At 42.1% G+C, this 17001-nt stretch carries 18 protein-coding genes and 2 pseudogenes; 11 read left to right on the top strand and 9 right to left on the bottom strand.

All coding sequences use genetic code 11. The features are described 5' to 3' along the window. Positions 1–47: 47 nt before the first annotated feature. Both lipB and C4H11_RS02430 read left to right on the top strand, forming a co-directional pair. A complete protein-coding gene (gene lipB / locus C4H11_RS02435) occupies positions 48–707 on the top strand; it encodes a lipoyl(octanoyl) transferase LipB (protein WP_106043043.1) in 660 nt (219 codons plus the stop codon). A gap of 151 nt (positions 708–858) precedes the next feature. Next, positions 859–2361, top strand: a complete 1503-nt coding sequence (locus tag C4H11_RS02430; RefSeq protein WP_106040345.1) for a glutamine synthetase family protein — start codon at positions 859–861, stop codon at positions 2359–2361. A gap of 169 nt (positions 2362–2530) precedes the next feature. On the opposite strand, the gene C4H11_RS02425 is transcribed toward C4H11_RS02430, so the two are convergent. Further along, complete coding sequence (locus C4H11_RS02425) at positions 2531–2782, bottom strand: hypothetical protein (RefSeq protein ID WP_106040344.1); 252 nt, start codon at positions 2780–2782, stop codon at positions 2531–2533. 174 nt (positions 2783–2956) lie between these two features. Between C4H11_RS02425 and C4H11_RS02420 the strand changes: the two genes are divergently transcribed. Next, entirely contained in the window at positions 2957–3538 is a 582-nt protein-coding gene (locus C4H11_RS02420) for an RNA polymerase sigma-70 factor (protein ID WP_106040343.1), read from the top strand. 23 nt (positions 3539–3561) lie between these two features. On the opposite strand, the gene C4H11_RS02415 is transcribed toward C4H11_RS02420, so the two are convergent. From C4H11_RS02415 to C4H11_RS02395, 5 genes are all read right to left on the bottom strand, one after another. After that, the gene (locus C4H11_RS02415; protein ID WP_106040342.1) at positions 3562–4548 is read right to left on the bottom strand and encodes a Gfo/Idh/MocA family protein; all 987 of its coding nucleotides are present in this window, start codon (positions 4546–4548) and stop codon (positions 3562–3564) included. A gap of 24 nt (positions 4549–4572) precedes the next feature. After that, positions 4573–4989, bottom strand: coding sequence for an RNA-binding S4 domain-containing protein (locus tag C4H11_RS02410; protein ID WP_106040341.1), 417 nt, complete (start codon positions 4987–4989; stop codon positions 4573–4575). Then, complete coding sequence (gene pth / locus C4H11_RS02405; protein WP_106040340.1) at positions 4986–5549, bottom strand: aminoacyl-tRNA hydrolase; 564 nt, start codon at positions 5547–5549, stop codon at positions 4986–4988. The genes C4H11_RS02410 and pth overlap by 4 nt, the downstream gene beginning before the upstream one ends. A 119-nt stretch (positions 5550–5668) precedes the next feature. Next, on the bottom strand, positions 5669–6259 hold the full coding sequence (locus C4H11_RS02400; protein ID WP_106040339.1) for a 50S ribosomal protein L25/general stress protein Ctc: 591 nt from the start codon (positions 6257–6259) through the stop codon (positions 5669–5671). Between the two features lie 143 nt (positions 6260–6402). Then, on the bottom strand, positions 6403–6801 hold the full coding sequence (locus C4H11_RS02395; RefSeq protein WP_106040338.1) for a PUR family DNA/RNA-binding protein: 399 nt from the start codon (positions 6799–6801) through the stop codon (positions 6403–6405). Between the two features lie 248 nt (positions 6802–7049). Here C4H11_RS02395 and nusB point away from each other — a divergent pair, with 248 nt between their 5' ends. The 6 genes and pseudogenes from nusB to C4H11_RS14680 all read left to right on the top strand — a co-directional run. Next, complete coding sequence (nusB, locus tag C4H11_RS02390; protein ID WP_106040337.1) at positions 7050–7976, top strand: transcription antitermination factor NusB; 927 nt, start codon at positions 7050–7052, stop codon at positions 7974–7976. Positions 7977–8022: 46 nt separating this feature from the next. After that, on the top strand, positions 8023–8355 hold the full coding sequence (yajC, locus tag C4H11_RS02385; protein ID WP_106040336.1) for a preprotein translocase subunit YajC: 333 nt from the start codon (positions 8023–8025) through the stop codon (positions 8353–8355). A gap of 15 nt (positions 8356–8370) precedes the next feature. Further along, complete coding sequence (locus C4H11_RS02380; RefSeq protein ID WP_106040335.1) at positions 8371–9387, top strand: CdaR family protein; 1017 nt, start codon at positions 8371–8373, stop codon at positions 9385–9387. Then, the gene (coaE, locus tag C4H11_RS02375) at positions 9377–9985 is read left to right on the top strand and encodes a dephospho-CoA kinase (RefSeq protein ID WP_106040334.1); all 609 of its coding nucleotides are present in this window, start codon (positions 9377–9379) and stop codon (positions 9983–9985) included. Before C4H11_RS02380 ends, coaE begins: the two co-directional genes overlap by 11 nt. Before the next feature lie 107 nt (positions 9986–10092). After that, positions 10093–10506, top strand: a complete 414-nt coding sequence (locus tag C4H11_RS02370) for a DUF5606 family protein (RefSeq protein ID WP_106040333.1) — start codon at positions 10093–10095, stop codon at positions 10504–10506. 419 nt (positions 10507–10925) lie between these two features. Beyond that, positions 10926–11397 (top strand): annotated as a pseudogene (locus C4H11_RS14680) (IS110 family transposase); the annotation flags it as partial. A gap of 261 nt (positions 11398–11658) precedes the next feature. On the opposite strand, the gene tnpC reads toward C4H11_RS14680, so the two are convergent. From tnpC to tnpA, 3 genes are all read right to left on the bottom strand, one after another. After that, complete coding sequence (tnpC, locus tag C4H11_RS02360; RefSeq protein WP_106040332.1) at positions 11659–13284, bottom strand: IS66 family transposase; 1626 nt, start codon at positions 13282–13284, stop codon at positions 11659–11661. An 85-nt stretch (positions 13285–13369) separates the two neighbouring features. Next, positions 13370–13744 (bottom strand): IS66 family insertion sequence element accessory protein TnpB, encoded by a 375-nt coding sequence (tnpB, locus tag C4H11_RS02355; RefSeq protein WP_234819856.1) that lies wholly within the window; start codon positions 13742–13744, stop codon positions 13370–13372. 27 nt (positions 13745–13771) lie between these two features. Further along, on the bottom strand, positions 13772–14056 hold the full coding sequence (gene tnpA, locus C4H11_RS02350; protein ID WP_234819855.1) for an IS66 family insertion sequence element accessory protein TnpA: 285 nt from the start codon (positions 14054–14056) through the stop codon (positions 13772–13774). A gap of 402 nt (positions 14057–14458) precedes the next feature. Here tnpA and C4H11_RS02345 point away from each other — a divergent pair, with 402 nt between their 5' ends. Both C4H11_RS02345 and C4H11_RS02340 read left to right on the top strand, forming a co-directional pair. Beyond that, positions 14459–15589 carry an ISAs1 family transposase gene (locus C4H11_RS02345; RefSeq protein WP_106043039.1) on the top strand — a complete coding sequence of 377 codons (1131 nt, stop codon included), beginning with the start codon at positions 14459–14461 and terminating at the stop codon, positions 15587–15589. Between the two features lie 278 nt (positions 15590–15867). Then, a pseudogene (locus C4H11_RS02340) lies at positions 15868–16793 on the top strand (IS982 family transposase). The last annotated feature ends 208 nt before the right edge of the window (positions 16794–17001 follow it).

Here is a 17001-nt window from a genome sequence, read left to right as displayed (position 1 = left end):
AGAGGAGGATGCTTGGTGATTATCAGAAAAAGCCTATATTTGCCCACATGAAACCGGAAATATCAGATTGGAATGCAATACCTTATGCCGAGGCATGGAAACGGCAGACGGAATGGTTTGACACACTTGTGCAAGCCAAACAAACGGGAGTGGAGTATGTAAATCATATTGTGCTCTGCGAGCACCCCCATGTCTATACATTGGGACGCAGCGGGAAAGGCGGTAATATGTTGCTGAATGATGAGCAGCTTCATAGGATAGGAGCCACGCTCTACCACATAGACCGGGGCGGAGACATCACTTATCATGGTCCGGGGCAGTTGGTTTGTTATCCCATATTGAATCTTGAGGATTATTCTTTAGGGTTGAAAGAGTATGTACACTTGTTGGAAGAGGCGGTAATCGGTATATGCGCTTCGTATGGAATCGTGGCCGGACGTTTGGAAAAGGCTACCGGAGTCTGGTTGGAAGGTGATACTTCCCGCGCCCGTAAAATCTGTGCTATCGGGGTACGCAGCAGCCATTTTGTCACCATGCACGGATTAGCTCTGAATGTAAACACCGATTTGCGCTATTTCAGCTACATTCATCCTTGCGGATTTATAGATAAAGGAGTCACTTCCCTGCAAAAAGAGTTGGGGTGCGAGGTGCCGATGGCAGAAGTAAAGAAGCGGCTTTGTGACGAACTGGTGAACAGGATGTCATAAAATATCCGGCATATGTCTTTTTCTAATATTATTTTTTACTACCTTTGTCTCACGAGAGTGTGCCAAATGTTGATGATAGGATAATGACAGGATTCTGTGTTGACACATTTTTTTGTTAACCATATATAAACTTAAAAACAATTGATGTATTATGAATCAAGAATTGTCGATGTGCCCCCATTCGTTGGTGGATGAACTTCAGAAACCGGCTTCTGAATTTACGAAAGAGGATATCATTTCTTATATTGAGGATAATGATATCAGTATGGTGAATTTCATGTATCCGGCAGCAGACGGACGATTGAAAACGCTGAATTTTGTTATTAACAACGCTGCTTATCTGGACGCAATTCTTACTTGCGGAGAGCGTGTGGACGGATCGAGCCTCTTTCCGTTTATAGAGGCGGGCAGCAGCGATTTGTATGTAGTGCCCCGTTTCCGGACTGCTTTTGTTGATCCTTTTGCACAGATACCCACACTCTCGATGCTTTGTTCTTTTTTCAATAAAGACGGCGAACCGCTGGAGAGCTCACCCGAATATACATTACGCAAGGCTTGTCAGGCATTCAAGAATGTAACGGGAATGGAGTTTCAGGCTATGGGCGAGTTGGAATACTATGTGATTTCGGAAAATGACGGAATGTTTCCTGCCACCGACCAGCGTGGTTATCACGAATCGGCTCCGTATGCCAAATTCAATGAGTTCCGCACAGAGTGTATGTTGACTATTGCGCAAATTGGCGGACAGATAAAATACGGTCATTCCGAGGTGGGCAACTTTACGCTTGGCGACAAGATATACGAGCAGAATGAGATAGAATTCCTGCCCGTGCCTGCCGAACAGGCTGCCGACCAACTGATGATAGCCAAATGGGTTATTCGCAATCTGGCTTCTCAATATGGTTATAATATAACTTTCGCACCTAAGATAACGGCCGGGAAAGCCGGTTCGGGTCTGCATATCCACATGCGCATCGTGAAAGACGGACAGAATCAGATGTTGAAAGACGGTGTGCTCTCTGAAACGGCTCGCAAAGCCATTGCAGGAATGATGGTTTTGGCACCCTCCATTACGGCTTTCGGCAATACGAATCCTACGTCGTATTTCCGTCTTGTGCCTCATCAGGAAGCACCAACCAATGTGTGCTGGGGCGACCGGAACCGTTCCGTATTGGTACGTGTACCATTGGGATGGTCGGCCAAAACAGATATGTGCGTGCTGGCCAATCCGCTGGAGAAGCCAAGCCATTATGACACTACGCAGAAACAAACTGTGGAGATGCGCTCTCCAGACGGTTCGGCCAACTTGTATCAGTTGATAGCAGGCTTGGCCGTGGCATGTCGTCATGGTTTTGAGATGGAAGATGCGTTGGCTGTTGCAGAAAAGACTTACGTGAACGTGAATATTCATCAGAAAGAAAATGCGGATAAATTGAAACAGCTGGCACAATTGCCGGATAGTTGCTCGGCTTCTGCCGACTGTCTGGAAAAGCAGCGCGCCATATTTGAGCAGCATCAAGTATTCAGCCCTGCAATGATTGACGGAATCATCGCCAAGTTACGTTCATACGGAGATAAAACTTTGCGTAGCGAAATACAGAACAATCAGGAAGAAATGCTGAAATTAGTGGAACGTTACTTCCACTGCGGCTAATCCGACGTAACACAGAGATATCGGACAAAGATTATGGGCAGAAATAGCCCTTTGTCTTGTAATCCATAGATATTCAAGAGCTTACACTTGTACAGGTACCGCCTCACACTTGTACAAGTGTAAGCCCTCACTTATACAACCGTAGGCTTTCACTTGTACAACCGTAAAATTACGCATGCAAGGAGCCTTTTGTATAGGTCAGTCTCTCCTCTTTACGGAGAACCGATTTAAACTTACTCAATGACGTTTCTGTATTTATTGCACTGATTTCCGCAACACATTCACCCACAAAAAGGACATAATAAAGCTGTTCCAGTAACTTTTGGTTATCAAGAGATGCTTCATACCATGTTTCCACTTGGCAACATTCTTCATCATTACATTCACCTTGCAAGTATTTTATCAAGATAGTGTCGTCCATATAAATACCGGCTAATCTTTTTACTTTAATATACCCTTTATTTGTAATACATTTAGCTGTGCAATGATACTAAAATCTGAAATAAAAATCTTTTTTATTCGTTTATTTCATTTTGAACATTGCTTTGATTACTTTTGTTTTACCTTAAAGTTAAAGTGAATACTATTATCTTATATGCTATTGAATATCAATGACAATAAGGGTTTGATTATTGCTTTGCAAACCGATAAAGAAGTTGCATTCGATTTTGTTTATAGAGCCTACTTTCCGAGACTTTGTGCTTTCTGCTCACAATATCTCAATGAGCAAGAGGATATAGAAGAGGTGGTACAAGAAACTATGCTGTGGCTTTGGGAGAACACTTCTACGCTGATGGTTGATTTAAGCTTAAAAACTCTGCTTTTTGTCATAGTCAAAAACAAGGCGCTGAATCGTATAAGCCATTATGAAATCAAACGGAAAGTATATCAAGAGATTGCGGAAAAATATAAAACAAAGTTTGAGTCACCTGATTTTTATATGACTGATGAGTTATTCAAAGCCTATGAACAAGCCGTAAAAAATTTACCGAAAGAGTTTCGGGAAGTTTATCTACTGACCAGGAGCAAAAAAATCACTCGTAAAGAAATTGCTTCCAGATTGAATGTATCTTCTCAAACTGTAAACTATAGAGTAGGGCAGGCTTTAAAGCTTCTTCGAATGGCATTGAAAAAATTTCTCCCCTCGCTTCTGGCCGTCGTTCTTTGGGGGTTATAGTTTTATCTCATCTTCGATAAGTTCTACAACTTGCCCAATATTTTATCCATCACCCAATTGGTTAGTGTAGCACTTTCTCCATCACTGTTGCAGACAGACTTACCAAGCAGATGATCGACTACAGCCTGAATGAGTGGTTGTTGAACATAAGTGGGATTCTCTATCATAATCTCTTCACGGCCTCCTTCTGTATGTAGCGCAATAGGATCATAAGTGAACATGGAAAAACAGATTCTCCCTTTATCACCAATAACCTCCACACGATCTTCACGGGCAGAATCATGAGCCACAAAACACCAGGAGCCGCTGCCTACTAACCCATTGTCAAATTGGAAGCATGCACTAATAGTGTCTTCAGCAAGATACAAGCCACCGCGATTACTTTTATAACCACTGGCTTCAAGTATGCAGCCGAACATTTCTTGCAATAAATCTATCTGGTGGGGGGCAAGGTCATAGAAATAACCTCCTCCGGCAATATCGGGCTGTACACGCCAAGGCAGGTTCTCTTTATTATAGTCCAAATCGCGAGGTGGCTGGGCAAAACGGATTTGTATATTAATAATGTTGCCAATAGCTCCTTCGTCCACCAATGATTTTACTTTCTGGAAATAGGGAAGATAGCGGCGATAATAGGCTACAAAGCATGGTACTCCCATCTCTTTAGAGATGCGATTTATGCGACAGCATTCCTCGTAAGTAACAGCCATCGGTTTCTCTATATATACGGGCTTTCCGGCTTTCATGGCCATGATGGCATAAGTAGCGTGCGATGAAGGAGGAGTAGCAATGTATATCGCATTTACCTCTTCATCATTGATTAATTCTTGAGCATCATCGTACCATTTAGGAATTCCTCTTTCTTTAGCGTAAGTTTTGGCCTTCTCTCCATTTCGGCTCATGACGGCTACGACTTCGGAGTTTTTTATTTTTTGGAATGCGGGTCCACTTTTATATTTGGTCACTTCTCCGCAACCTATAAATCCCCATTTAATAACTTTATCATTCATAAAAATCTGTATACCATTACGACTTCATTCTTCAAAGTCAAAGTCGAAGTCAAAGTCATCGATAACTTCTAACGTAGTAAACTCTTCCAAATTACGTCGGTCTTTCTTTGTAGGCCGTCCGGTTCCCTTAGCTCGATTGACAAAACCACTGACCCGACTCAACTCCAGCAATTCATACTGTTCGGGGGAGGTTACGTTTTCCATGGCTTCGGCAACAAGCTTGGCTCCCACGCGCTTCTCGATAGTTTGCAGCACCTTGAAGGAATAAGTGACAGGAGGCTTCCGTACTTGAATAACATCTCCCGGCTTCACCGTGCGGGATGCTTTAGCTAAAGCACCATTTATGCTGATGCGCCCTTTTTTACAAGCTTCGGCAGCAATGGTGCGTGTCTTGAAGATGCGCACTGCCCACATCCATTTATCAATTCTGGCTTCACTCATTTCTTATTATATTGATTCATGGTGATACTGATACCTGCCAGACAGAAACTTTTAATAATTTCTCCGGCAGTTTTCAATCTTTCGTCCATAACCTCCCAATCATCATTTGTGAAATTTCCCAATACATAATCCACCTGTCCTCCACGCGGGAAATCATTGCCGATACCAAAGCGCAAACGAGCATAGTTTTCAGTCCCCAATGTTGCTGCAATATGCTTCAAACCATTATGTCCGGCATCGCTTCCTTTTCCTTTCAGGCGTAATGTTCCGAAAGGCAAAGCTAGGTCATCTACCACTATCAATACATTTTCCAAAAGAATGTTTTCCTTTTGCATCCAATAGCGTACGGCATTACCGCTGAGATTCATATAGGTAGAGGGTTTCAATAATAGCAATTGCCGTCCTTTAAGTGATAGCTGAGCCGTGAAACCATAGCGTCCATCAATGAAATTAGTGTTCGAGGATTTGGCTAAAGCATCTACTACCATGAATCCTATGTTGTGCCTAGTCTCGTGATACTCGGATCCGATATTACCTAATCCAACAATTAAGTATTTCATTTATTGGTTATTTATGTAAAAAAGGAACGCGGATTATCACAGTTATCCGCGGATTGTCGATGAATCTGCGTTATGGCTGCGTTAATCCGCGTTCCCAATAATATTCTTCAGAAGAGGAATCAGTTGCCTGCTGCGGCAGCGGCACCTCTTGCAGCACGAGTCAGCTTAACGGCACATACCACAGCTTCTTTTGCCGTCAACAATTCCAGGCCTTCGTATTTCAATTCACCAACTTTAACAGTCTTGCCCAATCCCAAATGAGAAACATTGATAATCAATTTCTCGGGAATTGCGTTATAGAGAGCCTTAACTTTGAGCTTACGTATCTGGAGTACCAGTTTACCACCGGCCTTAACACCTTCTGCCAGACCCTCCATCTGTACCGGAACTTCCATAACAATAGGTTTAGTTTCGTCAATTTGATAGAAGTCAACATGCAGGATAGTATCCTTTACCGGATGGAATTGGATATCTTTCATGATGGCATTTACTTTCTTGCCATCAATAATTAAATCTACTACGTAAATATGGGGAGTATATACCAAATTGCGCAAACCTTCTGCCGGTACCGTGAAGTGAATGTTTTCCCTGCCACCATAAAGTACGCAAGGTACATCATTGTTTTTACGAATAGCTTTCAAGGCTCTCGCTTGTTCAGACGAACGTTCTGCAATGGTTCTTGCAGTTCCTTTTACTTCAATTGATCTCATTTTTTTATTTTTTGTGTTACTCTAAATTAAGTAGTTCTTTATTTTGCTTAATTCACCATTACACGATGTGTTTTTATCACACAATGCCGCAAAAAAGCGGTGCAAAAGTACAGCATCTTTTTGAATTATCAAAAGATTATGGTTTAAAAATCAATATCTATTTTTATTTCCTCTTCCAAAGAAGATGTTGCTTTTGTAGATTCTGCTTTGGGGGCATACTCTTCAGGATTCTCTTCTGCGGCAGATCTTGTATAACAACCTTGTTGCCCTTGAATGAAATCAATGGATTGTTGAAGCCCGTTCAAGAACTTTTCAAAATCTTCTTTATATAAAAAGATTTTATGTTTTTCGTAGTTTACTTGTGAATCGTCTCCTTCTCCCATTACGACTTTCTTGCTCTCCGTAATAGCAAGAAACAATTCGTCTTTTCTGTTCTTTTTAACGTCTAAATAGTAGATACGTTTACCAGCTTTGATGGATTGAGAGAATATAATCTCCTTTTCGTTCATGTCCGATGCGTTTTTCTTCTTAATGTCTTCCATAATTTAATAAGTCTCTATTATTGGGATATATTTCTTTAATCATCGGTCTTATGGATAATGAGTAACAAAGACCGTTCGGATTTTTATCCGATATCTTTTACCGGCTTCAAAATTGATGTTTTTTTTTCAATCATCAAAAGAAAAATATGGGATAATCAACTTCTGCATTAAAAAATGTGATTTGTTTGTGTAAACTCATTTAAAATATCTACTTTTGCACTTCAATTTAAAGAATTTACTATATAATTATGATCAACAGAGTTCTTATTCGTCTTAAGATTATACAAATTGTATATGCTTACTATCAGAACGGCAGTAAAAATTTAGACTCAGCGGAGAAAGAGTTGTTCTTTAGTCTCTCAAAGGCATACGACTTATATAATTATCTGCTGATGCTGATGATAGCTCTGACGAACTATGCACAAAAACGTATTGATGCAGCTAAAGCCAAATTAGCTCCTACAACCGAAGAATTGTATCCTAACATGAAATTTGTAGAAAACAAATTCATTTCACAATTGGAAGTAAACAAACAGTTAACAGAATTCATCACTACTCAAAAACGCACTTGGGGCAACGACGAGGATTTTGTCAAAGGATTGTACGAGAAAATTCTACAATCTGATATCTATAAAGAGTACATGGTTTCGTCTGATGATTCTTACGAAAATGATCGGGAGTTGTGGAGAAAGCTATATAAAGCATTTATCTTCAATAATAACGATTTAGATGCACTCCTCGAAGATCAAAGTCTCTATTGGAATGATGATAAGGAAATTGTAGATACTTTCGTGTTGAAGACCATCAAGCGTTTTGATGAAAAGAACGGAGCCGGGCAAGCATTGCTGCCTGAATTCAAGGATGATGAAGATCAGGAATTTGCACGGCGTTTGTTCCGTCGAACTATCTTGAATTGCGATTACTATCGCCATTTGATTAGCGAAAACATTCGCAATTGGGATTTGGAACGTGTAGCTTTTATGGACGTTATCATCATGCAATGTGCATTAGCTGAGATTTTGAGTTTTCCCAATATACCGATAAGTGTTTCATTAAATGAATATGTAGACATTGCAAAATTATATAGTACAGCCAAAAGTGGAAGTTTTGTTAATGGAACATTAGATGGAATAGTTAATCAATTGAAAAAAGAAGGTAAGTTGACAAAAAACTAATACCTTTGTTTAAATAATAAAAAACAAAATCAAAAATTGAGTATTTATGAATATTATGACCGTATTTTTTCTGCAAGTTCCCGCTTCCGCTCCGGGCAGTGGAAGTTTAATGTGGATTATGCTGATAGCCATGTTCGTTATCATGTATTTCTTTATGATTCGTCCCCAAAACAAGAAGCAAAAGGAGATAGCAAACTTCCGCAAATCGCTTCAAGTGAACCAAAAGGTAATCACTGCCGGTGGTATTCATGGAGTTATCAAAGAAATCAATGATAATGATGTGACGCTTGAAATAGCTTCTAACGTAAAGGTTCGTATAGACAAGAATTCTATTTTTGCCGCAGCTGCCGATGCAAACAGCAATCAGGCTTCTAAATAATAAGAGCGTAAGCCTATGTTCGAATGCAGAAATATAGGACATATATATCTGAAGATAACGAAGAAAGTGAAGAATTTTCTGCTTAGTGATAAAAGCAGAGAATTCTTCATTTTTTTATTCTTCTTTCTTGTAGCAGGTGGATTTTGGTTATTGCAGACCTTGAACAATGATTATGAAACGACTTTCTCTATTCCGGTACGTTTGAAAGGGGTTCCAAATAATGTCGTAATAACCTCTGAACCGGTTTCCGAAGTTCATATCAAGGTAAAGGACAAGGGAACAGTACTTTTCAATTATATGTTAGGGAAGAGTTTTTATCCTATCACTCTTGATTATGCCGATTATAAAGGAGGAGATAATCAAGTAAGAATATCTGTCTCGCAGTTTGAAAAGATAGTGCTGAATCAGCTGAACGCATCTACCCGTTTGCTTTCACTAAAACCCGATACATTGGAATATATCTACTCAATGGGAGCATCCAAATTGGTGCCGGTAAGATTGAATGGTACGGTAAGTGCCGGGCGTGAATATTATCTTTCAGATACTATATTCTATCCCGACTCTGTATTGGCATATGCTCCTGAAGCTGTATTAGACACAATTACAACAGCTTATACACAGCGCCTAAAACTGGAAAATATATCAGATAGCTTAAAAAGTCGGGTGCCTTTGCGCATCCAGAAAGGAGTGAAGTTTGTCCCGGCTTCTGTTGAAATGAGACTACCGGTCGATATTTATACGGAAAAAACAGTGGAGGTACCACTACGTGGAGTCAATTTTCCGGCAGATAAAGTACTCCGCACTTTTCCCTCGAAAGTACAAGTTACTTTTCATATTGGCTTAACTCGTTTCAGACAAATTACAGCCGAAGATTTTCATATTTATATATCGTATGAGGAACTATTACATTTAGGTTCCGATAAGTATACGGTGAGAATCAAGAATCTGCCAAAAGGTGTAAGTCAGATACGTTGTAATCCGGCACAAGTAGATTTTCTAATAGAGCAAGTTCCTTCTGCATATGGCAATTAAAATCGGTATCACCGGCGGCATCGGTAGTGGGAAGAGCATGGTCTCTCATTTACTGCAAGTAATGGGTGTTCCGGTATATATATCGGATGTAGAGGCAAAGCGGCTTATGTGTTCTGATTCTTTCATTCGTAAGAAACTACAAGCTTTGCTTGGCAAGGAAATCTACTGCGGCAGTACGCTGAACAAACAGTTACTTGCATCTTATTTATTCGCCGATCCGGAACATGCCCGGATTATTAATGACATTGTCCATCCCTGTGTGAGAGAGAATTTCATACAGTGGGTACATCATCATAGCAATGCCAAGATAGTAGGCATTGAGTCTGCCATCTTGATTGAAGCGGGTTTTACCAATGAAGTAGACTTGATAGTGATGATTTATGCCCCTGAAGAGTTGCGTATTTCGCGCGCAATCCGGCGAGATGTTTCTTCGCGCGAATTAATAGAAAAGCGCATTCAAAGTCAGATGGATGATGAGAAGAAACGTGAATATGCCGACTTCGTGATTACAAATGACGATAATACTCCTTTAATTTCACAGATTCTGAATTTGATTAAGTCATTGTACGAAACAACAGATTGCACCTCTGAAAAATAGCTGTTATCCTTAACCATAAAAATAAGCAGGCTTATTTTGTATTGTCTTCGGCTTGCATTATCTTTGCCACCCAAAAAAAACTACTAATAATAAAAATTGAATATACTATGTTGAAGACTATTTTGTCTATTTCCGGTAAACCCGGATTGTATAAACTCATTTCTCAAGGGAAAAAAATGTTAATTGTAGAATCACTTATTGATAAGAAACGTTTTCCTGCTTACAGCAATGAGAAGATAATTTCTTTAGGTGATATTGCCATGTATACAGATACAGAAGATATTCCCTTGAAAGAGGTTCTACTTTCCATGAAGAAAAAAGAAAACGGCGCTGTTGTGACAATGGACTTGAAAAAGGCCACCGCTGATGAGTTGCGTGGCTATTTGGCTGAAGTATTGCCGGATTTTGACCGTGACCGAGTATATCTTTCGGATATTAAAAAATTGATTTCTTGGTATAATCTGTTAGTAGCAAGCGGCATGACAGATTTTGAGGAAACAACCGAAGAAGGAAATGAGTAATTTTTTCCATATTGATATCTAAAAAATGAATAGCTCATGATTTTTGAGGTAAACTTCATTTCATGAACTAGATAATTCCCACTAAGAAGTGCAAATATTCTCTGTTATTATAAGATGACTATGAAAAACACTCGGGGAACGCTGTCGGCAAGGGGCTGAAAGCCCCGACGAGACAAAAGATTTCAGTAGCAATACAAAAAAAGAGAAAAGGGAGACCGAAATCTCCCCGAGATTAATCAACTTTGTATTGTCATATGACAATATCATCAATTAACCTCAGCACAAAATTATATAGAAAAATCGAGTTTTTCTATACCGGCGTAATAAAAACCGAGGCCGGCCCACAAACTCAGCTTCATGCTTTGTTTAATTGTTACGAATGTCCTATATTTAAAGAGTGTAACTAAAAAATCTCAAATATGGACAAAGACAGAATCGTGGCCGGCCTCAATGTGCACAAGATACAGTTTATCTCTGTGTGTTGGACACTGCAGAGACCGTTATTTTTGCAAATGTTTATGGCACATTGACTCCGGATTTGCAACTTATGTGTTCGGATATGGTTCCTCATGGGGTGACAGAGGCGGCAATGGAAAGCACCTCGACCTATTGGGTTCCGGTGTGGAATGCCTTGTGCGATAGCATGTCGCTCAAATTGGTAAATCCTTATTTTTTAAGCAGCTTCCCGGTCGCAAGAGTGATGTGAAAGATGCCCAATGGATAGCGGAGTGTCTGTTGAAGCATCTGATTCGGGGAAGTTTTGTGCCGGAGAAGACCGTGCAGGATATGCGCAAGTATAACCGTCGCATCTTCGACCTGAATGAAGCCCTGACGTATAACACCAATAAATTGGACGCTGCTTTACAGCGATGTGGTTTTCGGTTAAGTAACTAGTCGTCCCTTAAAAACTATATTTCAGCGTGAAGTTCGCTTTTACAAACTTCACGCTGAAATATAGTTTTTAAGGGACGACTAAATATGGATATATAATAGATGGAGATTTTTCTTTTTAGAGGAAAGATACACTATTTTTGTAAGCATTCGAAGCACTACAGGTTTTGAACCTTTCTATACAACAATAGCGACTGTCACTATAAACCAAATAGTTGCAGTCGCTATTGTTTTGTTGAACCTATATTTTGCAGCTGGGGGTCAGTTACTGGATTCTGTTGCCTGTTTGGTCAACACACTCTCCGGATGTTGCAACTTCCATTGATGCGGAAGCAGCTTTATGAGTTCCTCATGTGTGGCCTTCTTATGATAGGGCATTCGGGCAATGATGTCATTCAGATAATCCCTCGGATTCACATCGTGTGCTTTGCAAGTAGCCAGCAGGGAACAGATTACAGACATATTGACGGCCGCCTCGTGGTTGCCGCAGAAGAGGTAATTCTTTCGTCCCAGTGTGATGGGGCGGATGACATTTTCCGCCAGGTTGTTGTCCCATAGCAGACGTCCGTCTTCCAGGCACCGCATCATATTGTTCCATCGGGTATAGGTATATGTGATGGCTTTGCCGGCCTGTGACCTGGGGCTGTACTTGATACCTTCCGCTTCCATCCATGCCTTCATGGCTTCCAGGATGGGACGGGCCAGTTCCTGACGCTTGTTCTTGCGTTCTTCATACGACAAGCCTGCGTCATTGCAGCCATGCTCTATCTGATAGACTTTCTGTATCTGCGTAAGCCCATATTCGGCCATTTCCCTATTTTCATCAAGCGCCTGTTCAAAATGCCGGCGGATATGTACCAGACAGTTGACCAGGTGCACACCGGGGTTGGTCTTGAAGGCTGTTTCATAACCCGCAAAACCGTCGCATTGGAGGTAACCCTTGAAGTGGTGCTGATTAGCCAGGGATTCGATGACCGCTCCGGCCCGCGATCCCCCGTCGTAATGGAAGATGACCAGTTTTTCTAGGACCGACCTGACCATCCAGAGGTATTCCTTGTCGGCCCTGTGCTTTTCCTTGTTGATGACCGGAACGGTGGTTTCATCCGCCTGCACATAGTCACAGGAAAAGACTTCCTGCTTTAGCGCTTCGTACAGCGGTTTCAGCAGTTCTACCGTTTTCTTGAACCATCCGTCCAGCGTGCTTTCCGTCAGTCCTTTCATGCCAAGGTGGCGATACTGCTGTATCTGACGGTAGAACGGAACGTGATACTCGTATTTCTGGAGGAGGATTTCGGCAAGCAGGCTGGTGTCGGCGATGCACTTGTCAACGGGCATCAGCGGCATGGGAGCCATCTCCACACCTTTCTGTCCCCCGGGTGGAAGACGCGTGTTGTCCTTGAGCGCATATTTGGGACGGATGATTTCCTTTACATAGAGCATTCCCGGTTTGTGTTTGACAACACGGGTTACCTCTTCGCCTATTCTGCGGTACAGGGAAAGGTCCACGCCATCCGGCTCAATCACTTCGGTTTCGAGTACAGGCAGATCTTCCATCATTTTTCGGTTCTGCCGCTTCTGTCTCTTCTCCTCGGCGGACTCCTTTTCCATCTTCTCCACCGCTTCGTCACGCTTTTCTTCGGCCTTTCGCTGCAGGCCGGCAAATTCATCCGCAAAGAGATCCGGCATGTTGGGGTCGTAGACAGGAAGCTTTTCTGCTTTACGGCCAAAGAGCTGGCGGTTCAGCCATGCGACCTGAGCCGTCAACTCTTTGATACGTTCCTGCAGCTTTTCATTCTGCTCTGCCTGTTTTTTGTTGATGGCAGACAATGAAGCAACAGAGGTATTCAGCCCTTCTATCGTCTTGAGTAATGTATCTTTTTCATCCATTGTCTGTCTCTTTTTATAGATGTAAAGATACTAAATATTAGCGGATTGCACAATAGGAACACTACTTTTGTTTCAGAAAAACAGGTTATACATGGTACTCTTTACGCTCGGCCCTAAGTCGCCGGAGCCTCTGCTGCGGATTCTCCTGAATGCCTTCAACCATCATTACCAGGTCACGCCATTCCATGGGATAGCTGTTTGATTCGGGATCGTATTCCGGCAGTTTGAAGCGACCTGCCTCCAGCCGTTTGACGTACATCACCATGCCGCCGTCTTCCGCATGAAGCAGTTTCATGAGATTGAGGCTGGACCCGACAAAGATGAACACGTCACCGTTCCTCACTTCGCTCTTCATCTTCTCATGCACCAGTCCGCACAGCGAACTGATGCCCTTGCGCATATCTGTCCTGCCGGGACACAGAAAGTAGCGCATCGTATCGTTCAGGCTAAACATGGGCATCTTCGAGACTATGGGTTAGCAGTTCCATCAACAGCTTCTCGGATCCGCTCCCGAAGTGGGCACGGAGACCGTTGGGGGGAAAAGCAGGGCTACACCATGCGGCACCTGTTCACCCAAGGTCAGTTCTGCAGTGGGGCGCTTGAAACTGATGGGAGCCAACTCCTGTTTCAGACTGTCTGTTTCTGCGGCACATTTTTTACGCCAGTAATGATAGGTTGAATAACTTACACCTGCCTGTTGCAGGTACAACTTCAATGGCAGGGCGCTTTGTTGAACCTGCAATTCCAATTCTTCAAATTTGGATCTGTTCATAACAATTAGGGTTTGATTGTTTTCGCGAGTACAAAACTACAATCAAACCCTAAGGGGGGTAATGTGTATTTATTCGAAAGCTTACCTATTTTTGTATTGCTGAAAAAGAGAATGTCGGTAAAGACATTGCACATACACGGCTTTTTCATTTAAAAACACTTGTAGTTCCGGGAAACAGCGTTATTTTCGCACATAACGATGCCGAAGCACCGTCTTCGGTGTTTCTTTTTAATCATATAAAAGATTTTTTAATAGGCGGATTTCAAGAGCGACGTGATGTCTATTTTGTCTTCCACCTTGATTTTTGCAGCAGCAAAAATAGTCATTATTTATCTGATATACAAGTATTTGCATTTAATAATAGTAAAAAAGAAACACTTTGGCTGTCCGAGTGGCAGCACCATGAAACATCTGAGGGAGTTCGTAACTTCAGTACCTGAATACCGTAGAACCGGGAAAGGCAATTTCAAGCATAAACTTGAAGACATACTTATGCTTGTCATATTGGGCAGGCTCAGCAAGTGTATCACCAGAGCCGAGATAATCGGGTTTGGCAAACGATATTTGAAACGCTTTCACTCAATGGGTATCCTGCTGGGCGGCTTGCCGTCAGAGGCCACGCTATGTCGTGTGTTCAAAAGCATAGATGATGAAGCGATGGCTTGTCGTATGTCCGCGTTCGTCGATTCCTTCCGCAAGGAACTCCCCAACAAGGAGGCTGAGATTATTTGTGTGGACGGTAAAGCCATGAGAGGCACCGTGCATGAAAACGGACGTAATCCGGATATAGTATCAGCCTATTCACTCAATTCCGGGATTACTCTCGCTACGGATGCATGCGAGAAGAAGAGCAACGAGATTAAATCGGTTCCCAGATTAGTGGATAAAATAGAGATCTCCGGCTGCATCGTCACCGCTGATGCAATGTCTTTCCAGAAATCAATCATAGACAAGATCAGGGAAAAGGGAGGAGACTTTGTCATCGAGCTTAAAGCAAACCAAAAATCCCTGCGTTACGTACTTGAGGATAAAATCAAGACAGCCACACCGTCAGATGTTTACACGGAAGGCCCCAGTCTTGAGCATGGCAGGATTGAATTGAGAATCTGTCGCATATACCGTGGGGAAGGACTTATCGCAGACCGGGAGAAATGGAACGGAAGGCTGACTGTCATAGAGATGCTTACAAGTGCGGAAAAGAAATCCGGCGGTCACTGTGCGTCCGAACAGAGACTTTACATCTCAAGCCTTGACGGTACAGCCAAACAATTAGGCCTGATAACCAGGCAACACTGGTCGATTGAGAGTATGCACTGGGACTTGGACTACAACCTACGGCAGGACAGCATAAAGCGTAAAACCGGAAGAGCGGCCAGAACCCTTGATACAATCCAGAGAATGATGTTGGCAATATTGGCTATCTGGAAAAACAAAAGGAAGAAAGTCGCTGACAAAATCAAAGGAACGGCTGAAATCGTCAGAGAATTATCGCTAAACTTAACCAAAGTGCTACATCTTTTAGCTCAAAAATGAAATAAATTTAGTTTTGAAATATACATAACAGATTGATTATCAATAATCATATTTGCACCCACATCATACAGATATGGGTAAGGGGGATTATGCACATAAATCAAAGTTTAAAAGCCGTGTTGCAGATACGATAAATGTGCATTACAGCACTGTTTACCGCGAGTTAATAACCTGAGTTCGGGATAAGAAACGTTGCTTAAAAGTTGGTAATCTCAATAATTTCTAGTACCTTTATTGTTGTAAATCAATTAATTATAAATTCAAAGGAGACTATAGTTATGGAGATTACCAAGAACAAAATTACTGGAATTTTCTGTATTATCGATGATTTTTGCCAGGAATATGACAAAGAGAGAGATCCCGTATGGCCATTTGTGAGGCAGACGGACGCAAGCACCGTAAGTGCCAATGGAGCATGAGCCGTGCCGAGATCATGACAATTCTCATCTGTTTCCACTTCAACACTTTCCGCAATTTCAAGCATTATTACCTCTTTTATGTCAAGGTGTACTTGCGTGATTTGTTCCCAAGTCAGCTTTCATACAACCGCTTTGTTGAGCTTGAATCCAGAGTTGCGGTTGAGATGATGCTGTTCCTCCAACTGTTTTGTTTTGGGAGGTGCACGGGCATAAGCTTCATTGACAGCACGTGCGTCCCTGTATGCCACAACAAACTCATAAAAAGGAACAAGGTGTTTCGTGGTTATGCTGAGGTGGGCAAGAACACCATGGGGTGGTATTTCGGCTTCAAGCTACACCTCATATGCAATGAGCGAGGCGAGTTGCTCAATTTCATGCTCACTAAGGCGAATGTTGACGACAGAAACCCTGATGTGTTCAACAGATTGATAGACAACGTGTTTGGGAAATTGTTCGCAGACAAGGGATACATATCTCAGGGATTGTTTGAAAGGCTTTTCAACGATGGTGTCGAAATGGTAACGGGCCTGAAGTGTAACATGAAAAACAAACTCATGCCACTATATGACAAGATACTGCTGCGCAAAAGGTCTGTCATTGAGACCATCAACGACGAGCTTAAAAACGTAGCCCAACTTGTGCACTCGCGACATCGCAGCGTGTTCAACTTTGCCATGAACGTCCTTTCCGTTTTGGCAGCTTACAGCTTCTTCGAAAAGAAACCGTCCATCAACATTGACTACTGCATTGAGAATGTTGATGGACGGCTTGCCGTTATACGGTAAGTTGTCTGTCGAACCAACAACCTTTTTGCAGGTTGCTTCTGAGAGACATCCAAGGAGTTTGGATGGCAGATGTGTCATGTCCCTACCAGAGAACTGGACAAAGATGGGATTAACAGCCTGGCTTATCCCGAACTCAGGTTAAAACGTAACCAAGGACGGCACCATTACCATTACGGCGTTGCCCAAAAGCAGTGCGATGAACGTAAAC

It is taken from the genome of Bacteroides zoogleoformans, from assembly GCF_002998435.1.
Classification (GTDB): domain Bacteria; phylum Bacteroidota; class Bacteroidia; order Bacteroidales; family Bacteroidaceae; genus Bacteroides; species Bacteroides zoogleoformans.
The sequence above is the reverse complement of the archived record's forward strand: the minus strand, read 5'-3'. Positions and strand labels throughout refer to the sequence as shown.